The 16,241-nt window shown below is 69.6% G+C and carries 13 protein-coding genes; 9 read left to right on the top strand and 4 right to left on the bottom strand.

Annotation, left to right across the window (positions count from 1 at the left end; translation table 11 throughout):
- Positions 1–115: 115 nt before the first annotated feature.
- The 8 genes from map (at position 116) to QMX80_RS01125 (ending at position 9,498) form a co-directional block, all read left to right on the top strand.
- The gene (gene map / locus QMX80_RS01160) at positions 116–907 is read left to right on the top strand and encodes a type I methionyl aminopeptidase (RefSeq protein WP_282274709.1); all 792 of its coding nucleotides are present in this window, start codon (positions 116–118) and stop codon (positions 905–907) included.
- Positions 904–3,552, top strand: coding sequence for a [protein-PII] uridylyltransferase (locus QMX80_RS01155; RefSeq protein ID WP_282274707.1), 2,649 nt, complete (start codon positions 904–906; stop codon positions 3,550–3,552). The genes map and QMX80_RS01155 overlap by 4 nt, the downstream gene beginning before the upstream one ends.
- Positions 3,552–4,586, top strand: coding sequence for a 2,3,4,5-tetrahydropyridine-2,6-dicarboxylate N-succinyltransferase (gene dapD / locus QMX80_RS01150; RefSeq protein ID WP_282274705.1), 1,035 nt, complete (start codon positions 3,552–3,554; stop codon positions 4,584–4,586). Before QMX80_RS01155 ends, dapD begins: the two co-directional genes overlap by 1 nt.
- 124 nt (positions 4,587–4,710) lie before the next feature.
- Positions 4,711–5,067: a Spx/MgsR family RNA polymerase-binding regulatory protein gene (locus QMX80_RS01145; protein ID WP_282274703.1), complete on the top strand. Its 357-nt coding sequence runs from the start codon at positions 4,711–4,713 to the stop codon at positions 5,065–5,067.
- A gap of 50 nt (positions 5,068–5,117) precedes the next feature.
- Entirely contained in the window at positions 5,118–6,245 is a 1,128-nt protein-coding gene (gene dapE, locus QMX80_RS01140) for a succinyl-diaminopimelate desuccinylase (protein WP_282274701.1), read from the top strand.
- A gap of 123 nt (positions 6,246–6,368) precedes the next feature.
- Positions 6,369–6,992 carry a GGDEF domain-containing protein gene (locus tag QMX80_RS01135; protein ID WP_282274699.1) on the top strand — a complete coding sequence of 208 codons (624 nt, stop codon included), beginning with the start codon at positions 6,369–6,371 and terminating at the stop codon, positions 6,990–6,992.
- 230 nt (positions 6,993–7,222) lie between these two features.
- Entirely contained in the window at positions 7,223–8,908 is a 1,686-nt protein-coding gene (asnB, locus tag QMX80_RS01130; RefSeq protein WP_282274697.1) for an asparagine synthase B, read from the top strand.
- A gap of 164 nt (positions 8,909–9,072) precedes the next feature.
- A complete protein-coding gene (locus QMX80_RS01125; protein WP_282274696.1) occupies positions 9,073–9,498 on the top strand; it encodes a RidA family protein in 426 nt (141 codons plus the stop codon).
- Between the two features lie 39 nt (positions 9,499–9,537).
- On the opposite strand, the gene QMX80_RS01120 is transcribed toward QMX80_RS01125, so the two are convergent.
- The gene (locus QMX80_RS01120) at positions 9,538–11,886 is read right to left on the bottom strand and encodes a penicillin acylase family protein (RefSeq protein ID WP_282274694.1); all 2,349 of its coding nucleotides are present in this window, start codon (positions 11,884–11,886) and stop codon (positions 9,538–9,540) included.
- 348 nt (positions 11,887–12,234) lie between these two features.
- Between QMX80_RS01120 and bfr the strand changes: the two genes are divergently transcribed.
- Positions 12,235–12,723: a bacterioferritin gene (gene bfr, locus QMX80_RS01115; RefSeq protein WP_282274693.1), complete on the top strand. Its 489-nt coding sequence runs from the start codon at positions 12,235–12,237 to the stop codon at positions 12,721–12,723.
- 74 nt (positions 12,724–12,797) lie between these two features.
- On the opposite strand, the gene QMX80_RS01110 is transcribed toward bfr, so the two are convergent.
- The 3 genes from QMX80_RS01110 to parC all read right to left on the bottom strand — a co-directional run bounded on the left by QMX80_RS01110 (position 12,798) and on the right by parC (position 16,122).
- A complete protein-coding gene (locus QMX80_RS01110; RefSeq protein WP_282274692.1) occupies positions 12,798–13,457 on the bottom strand; it encodes a thiopurine S-methyltransferase in 660 nt (219 codons plus the stop codon).
- A gap of 11 nt (positions 13,458–13,468) precedes the next feature.
- Complete coding sequence (locus QMX80_RS01105; protein WP_282274688.1) at positions 13,469–13,720, bottom strand: hypothetical protein; 252 nt, start codon at positions 13,718–13,720, stop codon at positions 13,469–13,471.
- A 158-nt stretch (positions 13,721–13,878) separates the two neighbouring features.
- Entirely contained in the window at positions 13,879–16,122 is a 2,244-nt protein-coding gene (gene parC / locus QMX80_RS01100) for a DNA topoisomerase IV subunit A (RefSeq protein WP_282274686.1), read from the bottom strand.
- Positions 16,123–16,241 lie beyond the last annotated feature (119 nt).

The following is a 16,241-nucleotide window of genomic DNA, read 5'->3' as shown; positions in this document are numbered from 1 at the left end:
AGCCGCGGAATTATAGGGGCAGGGCCTCCGGCGCGCAAACCGCCGTCCGGCCCGGCCACGCGCGGGCAGGGGGAGAGGTCGTTCAGGCAGGCGCCAATGGGTGATAATGGCGGCCATGAGCGTGAACCTGAAAACCCCCGAAGAAATTGCCAAGATGCGCATTGCCGGCCGCCTGGCGGCCGAAGTGCTGGACATGATCGGCGAACACGTCAAGCCCGGTGTCACCACCGAGGAACTGGACCGCATCTGCCACGACCACATCGTCAACGTGCAGGGCGCGATCCCGGCCAATGTCGGCTACCGCGGCTTTCCCAAGACCCTGTGCACCTCGGTCAACAACGTCATCTGCCATGGCATCCCCAGCGAGGCCAAGGTGTTGAAGGACGGCGACATCGTCAATATCGACGTGACGGTCATCAAGGACGGCTGGCACGGCGACACCAGCCGCATGTACTACGTCGGCACGCCGTCGGTGATGGCCAAGCGCCTGGTCGAAACGACCCGGGAAGCCATGTGGCGCGGCATCCGCGCGGTCAGGCCGGGCGCCACGCTGGGCGACATCGGCAACGCGATCCAGGAATACGCCGAGTCCGAGCGCTTCAGCGTGGTGCGCGAGTACTGCGGCCACGGCATCGGCAAGGTCTACCACGACGAGCCGCAGGTGCTGCATTACGGCCGTCCCGGCCAGGGGCTGGTGCTCAAGCCGGGGATGACCTTCACCATCGAGCCGATGATCAACGAGGGCACCCGCCATACCAAGGTGCTGCCGGACGGCTGGACCGTGGTCACCAAGGACCGCAAGCTCTCGGCGCAGTGGGAGCACATGGTGGCGGTGACCGAGGACGGCGTGGAAGTGCTGACGCTGTCGCCGGCCGAGGCCGAGCGCGCGCGATCCGGGGCGGCATGAGCCCACTGCCGGCGGATCTGGTCCAGCATGTACCGGACGCGCCGGCCGATCCCGCGGGCGATGCGCAGTGGGCCGCCGCGGCGCGGCAGTCGCTGGCCCACGCCGATGCACGGCTGGGCCGGCGCTTCGAGCAGGGCGACAACATCGAGCGCCTTCTGGCGCTGCGCGCGCGCAGTGCCGACCACCTGATCCAGCAGGCCTGGCGGCGTTGCCTGCCGGCCGCTGGCGGGCTGTCGCTGTTCGCGGTCGGCGGGTACGGGCGCGGCGAGCTGTTCCCGCGTTCTGACATCGACCTGCTGGTGCTGGGCGAGCCTGAGATGCAGCAGGCGAACGAGGCCGCGCTGGCGCGCCTGTTCGCGCTGTTGTGGGATGCGGGGCTGCCGGCCAGCCATGCGGTGCGTTCGGCCGCGCAGTGCGTGCAGGCCGCGGCCGACCAGACCGTGCTGACCGCGCTGATCGAAGCGCGGCCGCTGTGCGTCGAGCCGGGTGCGCAGCAGGCGCTGGCGCGCGCGGTATCGCCGACCCTGGTCTGGCCGGCGCGCGAATATTTCCTCGCCAAGCGCGAGGAACTGCTGCTGCGCCACCAGCGTTTCGGCGACACCGCCGACAACCTCGAACCGGACATCAAGGACGGTCCCGGCGGCCTGCGCGACCTCAACACCCTGGGCTGGATGGCGCTGCGCGCGTTCGGCGTGAGCGACATCGACGCGCTGGTCGGGCTCGGGCACCTGGGGCTGGACGAAGCCGCCGCGCTCAAGCGCGAGCGCGCGGTACTGGCGCGGCTGCGCTTCGGCCTGCACCTGGTCGCGCAGCGCGCCGAGGAGCGGCTGCGCTTCGACCACCAGAAGGCGCTGGCCGAGCGCATGGGTTTCGCCGACGACGCCGGCAATCTCGGCGTGGAAAAGATGATGCAGGGCTTTTACCGCAGCGCGGCGGTGGTGCGGCGGATCAGCGACCGCCTGCTGCAGCGCTTCGAGGAACAGTTCGACGGCGAAGCGTCTCCCGAGCCGGTCGGCGATGGCTTCTCGCTGCGCCGCGGCTACCTGTCGGCCGACGACCCGTTGTGGCCGCACGGCGACATCGCGGGCATCTTCGCCCTGTTCGCCTGCTGGGCGCACATCCCGCAGGTGCGCGGCCTGCACTCGATGACCGCGCGTGGCCTGGCCGAGATGCTGGACGAGATTCCCGCCTACACGCAGGTGGGCGAAGCCGTGCGCGGGCAGTTCATCGGCCTGCTGCGCGGACCGCGCGCGGTGGACACGCTGGCGCGCATGGCGCGGCTGGGCGTGCTGGGGCAGTGGATACCGGCCTTCGCGCAGGTGTCCGGGCGCATGCAGTTCGACCTGTTCCATGTCTACACCGTGGACCAGCACACGCTGATGGTGCTGCGGAACATCGGCGTGTTCGCCGCCGGCCGCGCCGACGAGCGTTTCTCCATCGCCCACGAGGTCTGGCCGCGGCTGCGCAAGCCGGAACTGCTGCTGCTGGCCGGGCTGTTCCACGACATCGCCAAGGGCCGCGGCGGCGATCATTCCGAACTCGGCGCGGTGGACGCGCGCGCGTTCTGCGCCGCGCATGGCCTGAGCGCCACCGACACGGACCTGGTGGCCTGGCTGGTGGAACAGCACCTGCGCATGTCGGTCACCGCGCAGAAGCAGGACATCACCGATCCGGAGGTGATCCACCGCTTCGCCGGGCTGGTCGGCAGCCGCGAACGGCTGGACTACCTGTACCTGCTGACCTGCGCCGACATCGCCGGCACCAGCCCCAAGCTGTGGAACGCCTGGAAGGACCGGCTGCTGGCCGACCTGTATTTCGCCGCGCGTCGCGCCCTGCGCGAAGGGCTGGAGCCACCGCTGCCGGAAGCCGAGCGGGTGCAGGAAGCGCGCGCCAACGTGCGCGGGCTGATGCGCGCGCTGGGCCATGCCGACGCGGTGATCGAGCGCCAGTTCGGCGCGATGCCGGACGAGAGTTTCATGCGTTTCCGCCCCGAGCAGCTGGTGTGGCAGGCCGCCTCGCTGATGGAGGTGGCGCGTGGCGGCACCCTGGTCAAGGCGCGGCGGATTGCGCCGGAGAGCGATGCGCTGGAAGTGTTCGTGCACTCGCCCGACCGCGACGGCCTGTTCGCCGCGATCGTGATGACGCTGGACCGCGCCGGCTACAGCATCCACCGCGCGCGCGTGCTCGACGGGCCGGAGGACACCATCTTCGATACCTTCGAGGTGACGCCGGCCGGCAGCTTCGCCGATGGCGACACCGCGCGCCTGGAGCTGCTGCTGCGCAAGGCGCTGGCCGGCAACATCCAGATCCTGCGGCCGGCGCGGCGGGTGATCCCGCGCCAGCTCAAGCACTTCCGCTTCGCCCCGCGCATCGAGTTCATCGAGAACGCCGAGCACGGCCGCACGGTGCTGAACCTGGTGGCCCCCGACCGCCCCGGCCTGCTGGCCGACGTCGCGCACGTGCTGCGCGACCAGCGGTTGCGGGTGCAGGACGCGCGCATCGCCACTTTCGGCGAGCGCGCCGAGGACCAGTTCCAGCTCACCGACCGCCACGACCAACCGCTTACCGAAACCTCCCGGCAGGCTCTGCGCGACGCATTGCTGGCCTGCCTGGAACCCGATAGAACGCCAGGAGACCCCCACTGATGGCCACCAGGAAGACCCCCGCCAAGAAGGCTGCGCCGAACAAGACCGCCCCGGCTCCCAAGCCGGCCGCCAGCAAGGCCGTGCCAGCGAAGAAGGCGGCGAAGGCCGTGGTGAAGAAGGCGCCCGCGATCAAGCCGAAGACCGCGCCGAAGGCGGTCGAATCGATCGGCCCGCGCAGCCTGCGCAAGCCGCCGGCACCGGGCGTGGCGGAAATGAAGTTCGGCATCGAGAGCGCGTTCGAACGCCGCGCGATGCTGACCATGGACGAGATCGAGGGCTACACCCGGCCGCTGGTCAACCGTGTCATCGATGGCCTGGAGTCGGGCGAATTCCGCGTGGCCGAGCCGGACGGCAATGGCGGCTGGAAGGTCAACGAATGGTTGAAGAAGGCGGTGCTGCTGTATTTCCGCGTCAACGACATGAGCGTCATGGACGGCCGCCCGGCGCCGTTCTGGGACAAGGTCGAATCGCGCTTCGCCGGCTACGGCGAGGCGGAGTTCCGCGCCGCCGGCGTGCGCGTGGTGCCCGGTGCCATCGCCCGCCGCGGTTCCCACTTCGGCCGCGACGTGGTGCTGATGCCGAGCTTCACCAATATCGGCGCGCACGTGGGCGAGGGCACCATGGTCGATACCTGGGCCACGGTCGGCTCCTGCGCGCAGATCGGCAAGCACTGCCACCTGTCCGGCGGCGCCGGCATCGGCGGCGTGCTGGAACCGCTGCAGGCCAGTCCCACCATCATCGAGGACCACTGCTTCATCGGCGCGCGCTCGGAAGTGGTGGAAGGCGTGGTCGTCGGCCACCACAGCGTGATCGGCATGGGCGTGTTCCTGAGCCAGAGCACGCGCATCTACAACCGCGCCACCGGCGAGATCAGCTACGGCTACATTCCGCCCTACAGCGTGGTGGTGTCCGGTTCGCTGCCGAGCAGGGACGGCAGCCATTCGCTGTACTGCGCGGTGATCGTCAAGCAGGTCGATGCCCGCACCCGCAGCAAGACCAGCGTGAACGACCTGCTGCGCGGGTTGGCGGATTGAAGCAGGCAACGGGCGGGGAAACGGGAAACGGGTAGGGGCCGCGGCCCGCGCTTTCCCGCTTCTTGTCGTCTTCCCTCGTGTCCCGCTTCCCTCCACTCGTTCCACGCTCCAAGGATTCCATGACATGACGACCCTGTATGGGCTGAAGAACTGCGACACCTGCAAGAAGGCCAGCAAGTGGCTGGACCGCTTCGGCGTCGCCTACACCTTCGTCGATTACTGCGACAACAAGCCCAGCCCGGAAACGCTGGTCGAATGGGCCGGCAAGGCCGGCGGCTTCGCGGCATTGATCAACAAGTCCTCGACCACCTGGCGGCAGTTGCCGGACAACCGCAAGGCGGCCGCGTCGGATGCCGAATGGAAGCTGCTGCTGCGTGAGTACCCGCAGCTGATCAGGCGCCCGCTGGTCGTCACCGGCGACGGCGCGATGACGCAGGGCTTTTCCGACAACGGCTTCAAGCAGCGCTTCGGCGTCGCGTGATGGCACGTGCAGGAGCACGCCTTGGTGCGCTCCTGCAGGAGACATATCGCATGAACGATGTGCTTGAACTGACCTGTGAGCTGATCGCGCGCCCTTCGGTAACGCCCGAGGATGCGGGCTGCCAGCAACTGATCGGCGAGCGCCTGCAGGCCGCCGGTTTCGCCTGCGAACACCTGCGCCTGGGCGAGGTCGACAACCTGTGGGCCACGCATGGCAGCGGCGCGCCGGTGCTGGTGCTGCTCGGCCATACCGACGTGGTGCCCAGCGGCCCGATCGAGGCCTGGGCCAGCGATCCGTTCCGGCCGGAGGTGCGCGACGGCGTGCTGTACGGCCGTGGCGCGGCCGACATGAAGGGCAGCGTGGCCGCGTTCGTGGTGGCGGTCGAACGCTTCGTCGCCGACCACCCGGACCACCCCGGCACGCTGGCGGTGCTGCTGACCAGCGACGAGGAGGGCGATGCCATCGATGGCGTGCGCCACGTCGCGCGGCTGCTGCGCGAGCGCGGGCAGCGCATCGACTGGTGCATCACCGGCGAGCCGTCGTCCAGCGCCACGCTGGGCGACCTGCTGCGCGTGGGGCGTCGCGGCAGCCTGTCGGCGAAGCTGCGGGTCAAGGGCGTGCAGGGCCACGTCGCCTATCCGGAGAAGGCGCGCAACCCGATCCACCTCGCCGCGCCGGCGCTGGCCGAACTGGCCGCGCGGCACTGGGACGATGGCTACGAGAGCTTCCCCCCGACCAGCCTGCAGATTTCCAACATCGAAGCCGGCACCGGTGCCAGCAATGTGATCCCCGGCGAGCTGCGGGCGATGTTCAACCTGCGCTACAACCCGCACTGGAACGCCGCGCGCCTGGAGGCGGAGATCGCCGCGCTGCTGGACCGCCATGGGCTCGATCATGAGCTGCATTGGCACCGCAGCGGCGAGCCTTTCTACACGCCGGAAGGGCGCCTGCGCAGCGTCGCGCGCGAGGTGCTGGCCGGGTTCGCCGGCGCCACGCCGGAGGAAAGCACCGGCGGCGGCACCTCCGATGCGCGCTTCATCGCGCCGCTGGGGGCGCAGTGCATCGAGGTGGGGCCGGTGAACGCCAGCATCCACCAGGTGGACGAACACGTGCGGCTGGACGATCTGCGGGCGTTGCCCGATCTTTACCGGCAACTGATCACCCGGCTGCTGGCCTGAACCATGCCTGCCTGTGGGTGGTGGGCAAGGCCGGGCTGACCCGCCTGCACCTGCCTTCGCCTTGGACGTGTTCGACCAGCGGCGTGTGCCGGCCTGCTGATCGGCGACCGGCTTGGCCTGGCGGTGCTCACCCCGGGGCGGAGCAGCCGCGGCGGTTGTACGGTCCGCGCCTCTGGGCAACGGCGTCCATGCCCTGCTGCCGTCGGCGTTCGACGCCACGCGGGCGCTGGCGGTGGGTGGCCAGGCTCTGGCTGGCGTGGCTGGCAGCGCTGCGCCGAGCATGGCGAGCCGTTGGCGGTCGTGATGGCCGACGTGGACCACTTCAAGCAGTTCAACGACAACCACGGCCACCAGGCCGGCGACCAGCAACTGCGGCGGGTGGCCGGCGTGCTGGCCGCGGAGGTGTCGGGGGTCGACGAACTGGCCGCGCGCTATGGCGGCGAGGAATTCGTGTTGATCCTGCCTGGGATCGACCGCGCGGCGGCCATGCAGCGCGCCGAGCGCGTGCGGCGCCAGGCTGAAGCGGCGATGGCCGCCGCCGGCCTGCCGGGCAGCATCAGCCTTGGCGTGGCGGTAACCGTGCCGGCCGCCGGTGGCGACCCGGCGCTGTACCGGGCCAAGCACGGCGGCCGCAACCGGGTCGAATGCGCCGGCGGGGACGATTTGGCCGTGCTCGCGCAGGCCGGTGTGATTGCCGCTGAAACTGTTGCGCGGCCCCCGCAACCCACGCTATCGTCGGCCCCATGAACCGCAACGCCTGCGCCAACGTGAATGCTTCGAACAATCGCAATAATGTGATTGCGAACAATCGCGCGCGGCCGATGCGGGTCTGCGACTGAGCCACAAGCACCATACGCCCAGTGACCAGAAAACCCGCATCGGCCGATGCGGGTTTTTTTGTTTCCCGCATCCGCGATCCAGGCCATCGAAATCGCTGCTTCCGACGTTCGACCCCTACGAAACCCAGGAGCTTTCCCATGTGTTCCATCTTCGGCATCTTCGGCCTGCAACCCGGCGACGACCTGCAGGCCCTGCGCCGGCAGGCACTCGAACAATCACAGCGCCAGCGTCATCGCGGGCCCGACTGGAGCGGCGTATACGTGGACGAGCGCGCCATCCTCGTGCATGAACGCCTGGCCATCGTCGATCCGGCCGGCGGTTCGCAGCCGCTGCTGTCCGAGGACGGCGCGCTGGCGCTGGCGGTCAACGGCGAGATCTACAACCACCGTGAACTGAAGCAGGAACTCGCCCGGCCATATGCGTTCCAGACCGGCTCGGACTGCGAAGTGATCAACGCGCTGTATCGCGAGGACACTCCGGCCTCCTTCCTCAACCGCCTCAACGGCATCTTCGCCTTCGCCCTGTGGGACAAAGCCGCCGGGCGGGTGATCATCGCCCGCGATCCGATCGGCGTGGTCCCGCTGTACTGGGGCCACGACAAGCAGGGCCGCCTGTGCGTGGCCTCGGAGATGAAGTCGCTGGCCGATACCTGCGCCGACGTGGCGCAGTTCCCGCCCGGCCACTGGTACGACAGCGCCACCGGCGAACTGTCGAAGTATTACGAGCGGCCGTGGCGCGACTACGACGCCGTGCAGGGCGTGGAGGTATCCAGTCAGGAACTGCGCGAAGCCTTCGAGGCCGCCGTGCACCGCCAGCTGATGACCGACGTGCCTTACGGCGTGCTGCTTTCCGGCGGGCTGGACTCCTCGCTGGTGGCGGCGGTGGCCGCGCGCTATGCGCGTCACCGCATCGAGGATGGCGACAGGAGCGAAGCCTGGTGGCCGCGCCTGCATTCCTTCGCCATCGGCCTTGCCGGTTCGCCCGACCTGGCCGCGGCGAAGATCGCCGCCGACATGCTCGGCACCGTGCACCATGGCTTCGAGTACACCTTCGAGGAAGGCCTGGACGCGCTGCCGGAAGTGATCCGGCACATCGAGACCTACGACGTCACCACCATCCGCGCGTCCACGCCGATGTTCCTGCTGGCGCGGCGGATCAAGGCGATGGGCGTGAAGATGGTGCTGTCCGGCGAGGGCAGCGACGAGATCTTCGGTGGCTACCTGTACTTCCACAAGGCGCCGAACGCGCGCGAGTTCCACGAGGAACTGGTGCGCAAGCTCGACGCGCTCAACAGCTACGACTGCCTGCGCGCCAACAAGTCGATGATGGCCTGGGGCGTGGAGCCGCGCGTGCCGTTCCTGGACCGCGCCTTCCTCGACGTGGCGATGCGCATGGACGCAAGCCACAAGATGGTGGACAAGGCCAGCGGCCGCATCGAGAAGGCGGTGCTGCGCGAGGCGTTCGAGGGCTACCTGCCGAAGGAGATCCTGTGGCGGCAGAAGGAGCAGTTCAGCGACGGCGTCGGCTACGGCTGGATCGACGGGCTGAAGGCGCATGCCGAGGCGCAGGTGAGCGACCGCGAACTGGCCGCCGCCGACAAGCGCTTCCCGTACAACCCGCCGCAGACCAAGGAGGCGTACCACTATCGCAGCCTGTTCGAGCAGTTCTATCCCACCCCGGCCGCGGCCGAGACGGTGCCGGGCGGCAAGTCCATCGCCTGTTCCTCGCCGGCGGCGATCGCCTGGGACGCCAGCTTCGCGACGATGGCCGACCCGTCGGGCCGCGCGGTGGCCGGCGTGCACGAGCAGGCACTGGCCGGTTGAAAGGGCCGGCGCGGCGGCGTGTCCGCCGCGCGGTCTCCGGCAAACGCTTGATGCTCCTCTCCCGCGGGCGGGGAGCGCCCATGCCTTGCGCGGCAGGGAACGGCGGTTTCCACGTGATGCCGCTGTCGCCGCTCATCTTTCTCCATTCGATCAGAGGACTTCCGATGCGTATCTGTTCGTTGCTGGTATCCGGCCTGTTGTGCAGTTCGCCTGTGCATGCCGCGGAGACGCCGCTGGAGCGCCACCAGCTGGGCAGCTGGGAAGCGGATATCGGCTACACCGGCGTGGTGCGCGATGGCGACACCCTGCATGTCTCCGGCGTGCCCTGTCGCGGCAAGGACATGCGGGCCGCGGTGCAGGCGTGCTACGGCGAGTTGACGAAGATCCTGCGGCGGTTCGGTGCCGACACTAGCCAGGTGGTGAAGGAGACCGCGTACACCACCGACATGGATGCGCTGGTCCAGGCCATTCCCGAGCGCAAGGCCTTCTTCGCCGATGGCAGGTATCCCGCGGCAAGCTGGGTGCAGGTCAGCCGCCTGTTCAACGCCGAGGACATGCTCGAGGTCGAGTGGACGGTGCGGTTGAAGTAGCTGCGCCCACCGGTTGGCGGGCGCGTCGCGCCCATCGTTTCAGTGCGGGCGCAGGACCAGGGTGTGTCTGGTGGCGCCGGGCAGGAACGGCGTTGGCCGGCCCTGCGCCCAGTCGTCGTGGCCGGCGCCCCAGAACGGCGACAGCGGATGCCCGCTCTGGCCGCCGGGCATGTGCACGATGCCGTCGGCTTCGTGGCCGGGCGAGACCACCATGCGTTCGGACGCGCCGAAGTCGGGCGTCTGCACGCGCGGCATGTTGCCGTCGCCGGGCAGCGGCTGCGCCGGCATGCACAGCCAGCGCTTGAACAGGCCGGGCAGCGCGCGCGAGACCGGGTGGCAGATGGCCGCGGTGTTGCGTTCGCCCCAGGTGCGTGCGGCGAGGTCGCTGCCCTGCGCGGCCAGATCGGTCTCCAGTTGCCGCGCGCTGTGCGCGAGCAGCTCGTCCCAGCTCTTGAACGGCGGCGGCAGCAGGTTCGGCGGGCGCTGTTCCAGCAGAGGCCAGGCCACGCCTTCCAGCTGCGGCAGGCGCGGCGCGATGTAGGCCTCGCCGAGCTTCTGCCGCGCGGGCGCGAGCAGGCCGGCTTCCAGCGTGTCCAGGGTGATGCCGCGGAAGCCGCGGGCGATGCGGTAGCTGGCCGAATCGACGGCGGCATGGCCGTCCCAATGGCGGCTGGCCGCCTCCAGCCGGCGCAGCGCCGGGTCGTCGCTGCGTTCGACGGTGGCGCGCAGCAGTTGCCACCAGCGTTCCATCAGCACGGCGCGGTCGTCCAGCTGGATGGCGAGCAGGTCGCGCTCGTCGAACCGTTCGCGGGCGAACAGGCCATCGCGGATCTGCCGCGCCCGCGCGCCCAGGTCGTAGCCGCTGTCGCCGGCCTCGGCCAGGGCGGCACCGTCGAGCACACGGGTGTTGGCGGTCCACAGGCGGTGCTCGGGCGGATCGACCTGCGACGGGGCCTGGTCCGTGCGGACCGGCCACGGAGGGCAGGGCGCCGTGCTGGCGTCGACGATGCCGTCCGCCTTGCAGGCGGGGGCGCGTTGCGGACGCGCGCCGATCAGGCGCCAGGCGATGCGGCCCCGGCTGTCGGCCAGCAGCAGGTTCTGCGCCGGGATGCCGGAGCGGTCGGCCACCGCCAGCGCGGCGTCCAGGTCGGCGGCGCGCGCCATGTCGGCGAAGTCCAGCCGTATCGCGCCCGGCAACTGCGCGGCCCAGCGCAGCGCCAGCAGGCTGCCGTCGGCGTTGTCGTGCAGAACCGGGCCCCAGTCGCTTTCGCGCACGATCAGGGTTTGGGCCGGCGCACCGGCAACGGCGATGCTCTCCCGGTATTCGCGCAGCGGCGCGCCAGCGGGCAGGCGCGCGAAATCGGCGGTGTCGATGTAGCTGTTGGTGAAGCCCCAGGCCACGTGGGTATTGCTGCCGACGACGACCACCGGCAGTCCCGGCAGGCTGAAACCGGCCACGTCGACCTTGCCTCCCGGCGCGGCCGGATCGGGGTGGCGCAGGCGCACGCGGAACCAGATGTTCGGCGCGCGCAGGCCGAGGTGCATGTCGTCGGCCAGGATCGCGCGGCCGTCGTGGGTGAGCGCGCCGGCGACCGCGAAATTGTTGCTGCCTGGAGAGGATTCGTCCGCCCGTGAAGCGGAAGCCGTTCCGTGGGGAACGGTCGATCCCGTTTCCAGCATGCGCAGGTCGAGCGTCGCCGCATCGGGCAGGAGCGCATCGCCGCGCGCGGCGCCGAACAGGGGCGCATCCCAGCCGCTGCCGTCGTGCGCGATCAGCGCGTACAGCGCCGGCGGCACCACCTCGCGGATACGGGCCAGCGCCAGTTCGCGGTTGTTGCCGGGGTCCTGCAGGTCGGCATACATCGCCAGTCCGGTCAGGACCGAGTCGTCCAGGCTCCACGGGCGCGGCTGCTGGCGCAGCAGCAGGTAGGGCCAGGGCCGCACCGGCAGCGCCGCCAGCCCGGCGTTGACGCCGTCGCGATAGGCCTCGAGCACCGCGCGCTTGTCGCCCAGTGCGAGGTCGAGGTGGCCGTGCACGCGCGCGCGCAGGCGGTGGACGCGCATGCGCCGGTCCAGCGGCAGGGCGCCGGCGCCGAACAGTTCGGACAGCTCGCCGGCGGCCGAACGCCGCATCAGGTCCATTTCGAAGTAGCGTTCCTGCGCGTGTACATAGCCCAGCGCACGGGCCATGTCGCGCTCGTCGGCGGCATCCACGGTCACCATGCCGTTGCCGTCGCGCTGCACCTGGACGGCGGCGGCCAGGCCCGGCAGGACGGGTTCGCCGTCCAGTTCCGGCAGGCTGCCGCGCAGCAGCAGCCAGATGCCGCCCAAGGCAAGGATCGAAAGCCCCAGCAGTATTCCCAGCGAACGCAACAACCAGCGCAGCATGCGTCTCTCCCCGGTTCAGGAAACCGTGCGGGATTGTAGGGGAGGCAGGGCCGTGGCGTGCGGGGCCCGGGCGGAGGGGCGCGTCGGGTTCGCATCGCCGCGACGATGCGGTTCCCGCGTGCGGCCAGGCAACGGTTGATGGGGAACGCCAGCCCGGCAAGCAGCGTAGGCAGGAGCAGCCGCCACCCTGTGCGGCGGCGCGGGCAGCCCGGAGGCCCGCGAAGCAAGGGCCGAGGCAGGCCGGCGGTTGGTACCGGCCGCGGAAGCGCAACTGAAACTGATTCCGATTAGATCACCGCCGCGCTGGATCGGGCATCCTGTGCCGACACGAACATCAGGAGCACCCCCATGCAGGGCCAGCCGGAAGTCATCGAATGCCTGAAGGAACTGCTGCGCGGCGAGCTTGCCGCGCGCGACCAGTACTTCATCCATTCCCGCCGTTACGAGGACCAGGGCCTGCATGCGCTGTACGAGCGCATCGGCCATGAGATGGAAGAGGAAACCGAGCATGCCGACGCGCTGCTGCGGCGCATCCTGTTCCTCGGCGGGGACCCGGACATGCGCCCGCATGGCTTCGCCGCCGGCAAGACCGTGGTCGAGATGCTGGAGAAGGACCTGCAGACCGAGTACCAGGTGCGTGCCAACCTGGCCGCCGGCGTCAAGCTGTGCGAGTCGCTGGGCGACTACGTCAGCCGCGACATCCTGATCGCGCAGCTGCGCGATACCGAGGAAGACCATGCCTGGTGGCTGGAGCAGCAGCTGGGCCTGATCAAGCGCATCGGCCTGGAGCTGTACCAGACCAGCAAGATCGACGCGAAGGGTTCGCCGGCGCACTGAGCGGCGCCAGCCCGCATCGATGAACGAAGAAGGCCGGGGATTCCCGGCCTTCTTCGTTCGTGCGTGGCGGCGCGTCAGGGGACGGTGCGCTGCATGCGGTAGACGGCGGTGGACAGGGCGCTCACGCCTTCGGCGCGGAAGCCGGGTTCCTGCGCGAGGATGTCGCGGCGTTCGGCCAGGTCCACCCGCCACGACGGCGCCAGCGATTCCATTTCCGCCTGTCCCACCGAAAACGGCGGCCCGGCTTTTTCCGCCTGCGGGTATTCGAGCGTGATCACCAGACCGCGGCAGCCGGCCGGCAGCCGCGCGTACACGGTGTCGCGATAGTGCTGGCGCAGTTCCGGCGGCAGCGCGATCAGCGCGGCACGGTCGTAGATGCCGGCGATACCGGCCAGGGTGTCGTCGTCGAGGGCGAAGGCATCGCCACGGATGATCTCGATCGGACCCGCGCAGTAGTGCTCGCCCAGCGGGCTCGTGCGGCGCTCGGGCTGAAGCCCGGCTTCGGCGAAGAACTGCTCCACCGCCAGCGGCGACAGTTCGACGCCGAGCACGCGCTGGCCCTGCGCGGCCAGCCAGTGCATGTCCAGGCTCTTGCCGCACAGCGGCACCAGCACCCGGCCGCCGGGCGCGATCTGCAGTGCGGGCCAGTGCTTTTCCAGCAGCGGCATCACCTCGCCGCGATGGAAGCCGATCTGTCCCTGTTGCCACCGTTGCAGCCAGAAATCGGGTTGCATGGTTCTCCTCCTCAGCGGGCTTTCCGCCAGCCGTTGTCCGGCGTGATCCGCTCAAGCGCTTCACTGCTTGCGTAGAAGCGGATCAGGCCACAATCTCGGCAGACGATGCTGCGCATCTTGGCGCTGGCGAAGATGCCGCCGGCGCCGGGCAGCAGGTCGGGGCCGTAGCCGCCGCGGGCGCTGATGCCGCCATGGGTGTACAGATTATCGCCGCGGCATTCGGGGCAGATGGTCTGCGGGGAGGCGTCTTCAGGGGATGTCATGGCGATTCCTTTTGAAGCGGGTTGCCAGCCATTGCCACGGCCGGCGCACAGTATGGATCGACACACCGCGCGCCGCCGAAGGGAGCTGGGAAGGCCGCGCCACGCATGCGCATGGCGACGACAGTACCGGCCGCGCCGCCGCGCGCCGGTGGAGTGGGTTACTGGACGTCGAGGCCTTCCACCTTCTGCCACCCCCTCGGCAACAGATGCCCGCGGCTGGCGCGCGCCCCCACATACGCATCCAGTTCCTTGAACGACAGGTTCATGGTGCGCTGGCCGCTGCGGACCTGCAGGGTCGCGCCCGGCGATACCGCGACCACCGCGACCACCCGCTCGGTGGCGAGCTTGGCCTTGGGGATCTCGATGATCTTGTTGCCCTTGCCCTTGTCCAGCTCGGGCAGTTCGGTGGCGGGAATGGCGAGCATGTTGCCGGCGCTGGTGACCGCGACGATGCGGTCGGTCTGCGGGTTGGCGACCACCATCGGCTGCAGTACCGCCGCGCCGGTCGATAGATTGAGCATGGCCTTGCCGGCCTTGTTGCGGCCGGTGAGGTTCTCGAAGCGGGTGACGAAGCCGTAGCCGTGCGAGGAGGCGAGCACGAAGCGGGTGTCGTTGTCGCCGCTGGCCAGGGTGACGAAGCTGCTGCCGGCGGCCGGCGAGAAGCGGCCGGTCAACGGCTCGCCGTTACCGCGCGCCGAGGGCAGGGTATGGGTGGGCGTGGAGTAGGCGCGTCCTTCGTTGTCGAGGAAGGCCACCTGCTGCGTGCTGCGCCCGCGCACCGCCGCCAGCAGGCCGTCGCCCTCGCGGTAGGACAGGCCGCCGGCATCGACGTCGTGGCCCTTGGCCGCGCGCACCCAGCCCTTCTCCGACAGCACCACGGTGACCGGCTCGCTGGCGACCAGCTCGGTCTCGTCGATGGCCTGGGCGGCGCCGCGCTGCACCAGTGGCGAGCGGCGCTCGTCGCCGAACTTCTTCGCATCGGCGAGCAGTTCGTCCTTGACCAGCTTCTTCAGCTTGGCGGCGCTGCCGAGGATGGACAGGATCTTCTCGCGCTCGGCGGCCAGCTCGTCCTGCTCGCCGCGGATCTTCATTTCCTCCAGGCGGGCCAGCTGTTTGAGCTTGGTCTCCAGGATGTACTCGGCCTGGTCCTCGGACAGGCCGAAGCGGGCGATCAGCGCCGCCTTCGGCTCATCCTCGGTGCGGATGATGCGGATCACCTCGTCCAGGTTGAGGAAGGCCACCAGCAGGCCTTCCAACAGGTGCAGGCGGCGCTCGACCTTCTGCAGGCGGTGGTTGAGGCGGCGGGTGACGGTGTCCTGGCGGAAGCGCAGCCACTCGCTCAACAGCTGCCGCAGGTTCTTGACCTGCGGGCGGCCGTCCAGGCCGATGACATTGAGGTTGACCCGGTAGCTCTTCTCCAGGTCGGTGGTGGCGAACAGGTGGCCCATCAGCTGCTCGGCATCGACGCGGCTGGAGCGCGGGATCAGCACCACGCGCACCGGGTTGGCGTGGTCGGACTCGTCGCGGATGTCCTCCAGCCACGGCAGCTTCTTGGCGCGCATCTGCTGGGCGATCTGCTCGATCACCTTGGAGGGCGAGACCTGGTGCGGCAGCGCGGTGATGACGATGTTGCTGTTTTCTTTCTGGAAGGTGGCGCGGGCGCGCACGCTGCCGTTGCCGGTCTCGTAGAGCTGCCGCAGGTCGCTGGCCGGGGTGATGATCTCGGCGGTGGTCGGATAGTCCGGGCCCTTCACGTGCTCGCACAGGTCGGCGACGGTCGCGTCCGGGTCGTCGATCAGCCGCACCAGCGCGCTGACGATCTCGTTGAGGTTGTGCGGCGGCACGTCGGTGGCCATGCCGACGGCAATGCCGGTGGTGCCGTTGAGCAGCAGGTGCGGCAGCCGCGCCGGCAGCCAGCTCGGCTCCTCCAGCGTGCCGTCGAAGTTGGGCGACCAGTCGGTGGTGCCCTGGCCCAGCTCGCCCAGCAGCACCTCAGCGATCGGAGTCAGCTTGGATTCGGTGTAGCGCATGGCCGCGAACGACTTGGGGTCGTCGCTGGAGCCGAAGTTGCCCTGGCCGTCGATCAACGGATAGCGGTAGGAGAACGGCTGGGCCATCAGCACCAGCGCCTCGTAGCAGGCGCTGTCGCCGTGCGGGTGGTACTTGCCGATCACGTCGCCCACGGTGCGCGCGGACTTCTTCGGCTTGGACGCGGCGTTCAGGCCCAGCTCGCTCATCGAATAGATGATGCGGCGCTGCACCGGCTTCAGGCCGTCGCCGATGAAGGGCAGGGCGCGGTCCAGCACCACGTACATGGAATAGTCGAGATAGGCGCGCTCGGCGTACTCGCGCAGCGGCTGCTGCTCGAAACCGTGGAAGGCGGGGCGTACAAGTTCGGTCATGCGGGGCTGTTACCTGTGGCTGGGGGGCGGCGACGGCCGTCGCCCCCGCGAGCGGGTGATTATCCGGATGTGGTGGGGGATGCCAAGCCGCGCGCGGAAGGACGGGCGGTTCCGGCGCG

This window comes from Stenotrophomonas sp. PS02297, from assembly GCF_029959705.1.
Lineage (GTDB): Bacteria > Pseudomonadota > Gammaproteobacteria > Xanthomonadales > Xanthomonadaceae > Stenotrophomonas > Stenotrophomonas nitritireducens.
Note: the sequence above shows the minus strand (reverse complement) of the source record. Positions and strands in the feature narration are given on the sequence as shown.

What these genes read in the sequence shown, in the direction of transcription:
- map (WP_282274709.1), top strand. Translation starts at nt 116, where the DNA reads ATGAGCGTGAACCTGAAAACCCCCGAAGAAATTGCCAAGATGCGCATT.
- QMX80_RS01155 (WP_282274707.1), top strand. Translation starts at nt 904, where the DNA reads ATGAGCCCACTGCCGGCGGATCTGGTCCAGCATGTACCGGACGCGCCG.
- dapD (WP_282274705.1), top strand. Translation starts at nt 3,552, where the DNA reads ATGGCCACCAGGAAGACCCCCGCCAAGAAGGCTGCGCCGAACAAGACC.
- QMX80_RS01145 (WP_282274703.1), top strand. Translation starts at nt 4,711, where the DNA reads ATGACGACCCTGTATGGGCTGAAGAACTGCGACACCTGCAAGAAGGCC.
- dapE (WP_282274701.1), top strand. Translation starts at nt 5,118, where the DNA reads ATGAACGATGTGCTTGAACTGACCTGTGAGCTGATCGCGCGCCCTTCG.
- asnB (WP_282274697.1), top strand. Translation starts at nt 7,223, where the DNA reads ATGTGTTCCATCTTCGGCATCTTCGGCCTGCAACCCGGCGACGACCTG.
- QMX80_RS01125 (WP_282274696.1), top strand. Translation starts at nt 9,073, where the DNA reads ATGCGTATCTGTTCGTTGCTGGTATCCGGCCTGTTGTGCAGTTCGCCT.
- QMX80_RS01120 (WP_282274694.1), bottom strand. Translation starts at nt 11,886, where the DNA reads ATGCTGCGCTGGTTGTTGCGTTCGCTGGGAATACTGCTGGGGCTTTCG.
- bfr (WP_282274693.1), top strand. Translation starts at nt 12,235, where the DNA reads ATGCAGGGCCAGCCGGAAGTCATCGAATGCCTGAAGGAACTGCTGCGC.
- QMX80_RS01110 (WP_282274692.1), bottom strand. Translation starts at nt 13,457, where the DNA reads ATGCAACCCGATTTCTGGCTGCAACGGTGGCAACAGGGACAGATCGGC.
- QMX80_RS01105 (WP_282274688.1), bottom strand. Translation starts at nt 13,720, where the DNA reads ATGACATCCCCTGAAGACGCCTCCCCGCAGACCATCTGCCCCGAATGC.
- parC (WP_282274686.1), bottom strand. Translation starts at nt 16,122, where the DNA reads ATGACCGAACTTGTACGCCCCGCCTTCCACGGTTTCGAGCAGCAGCCG.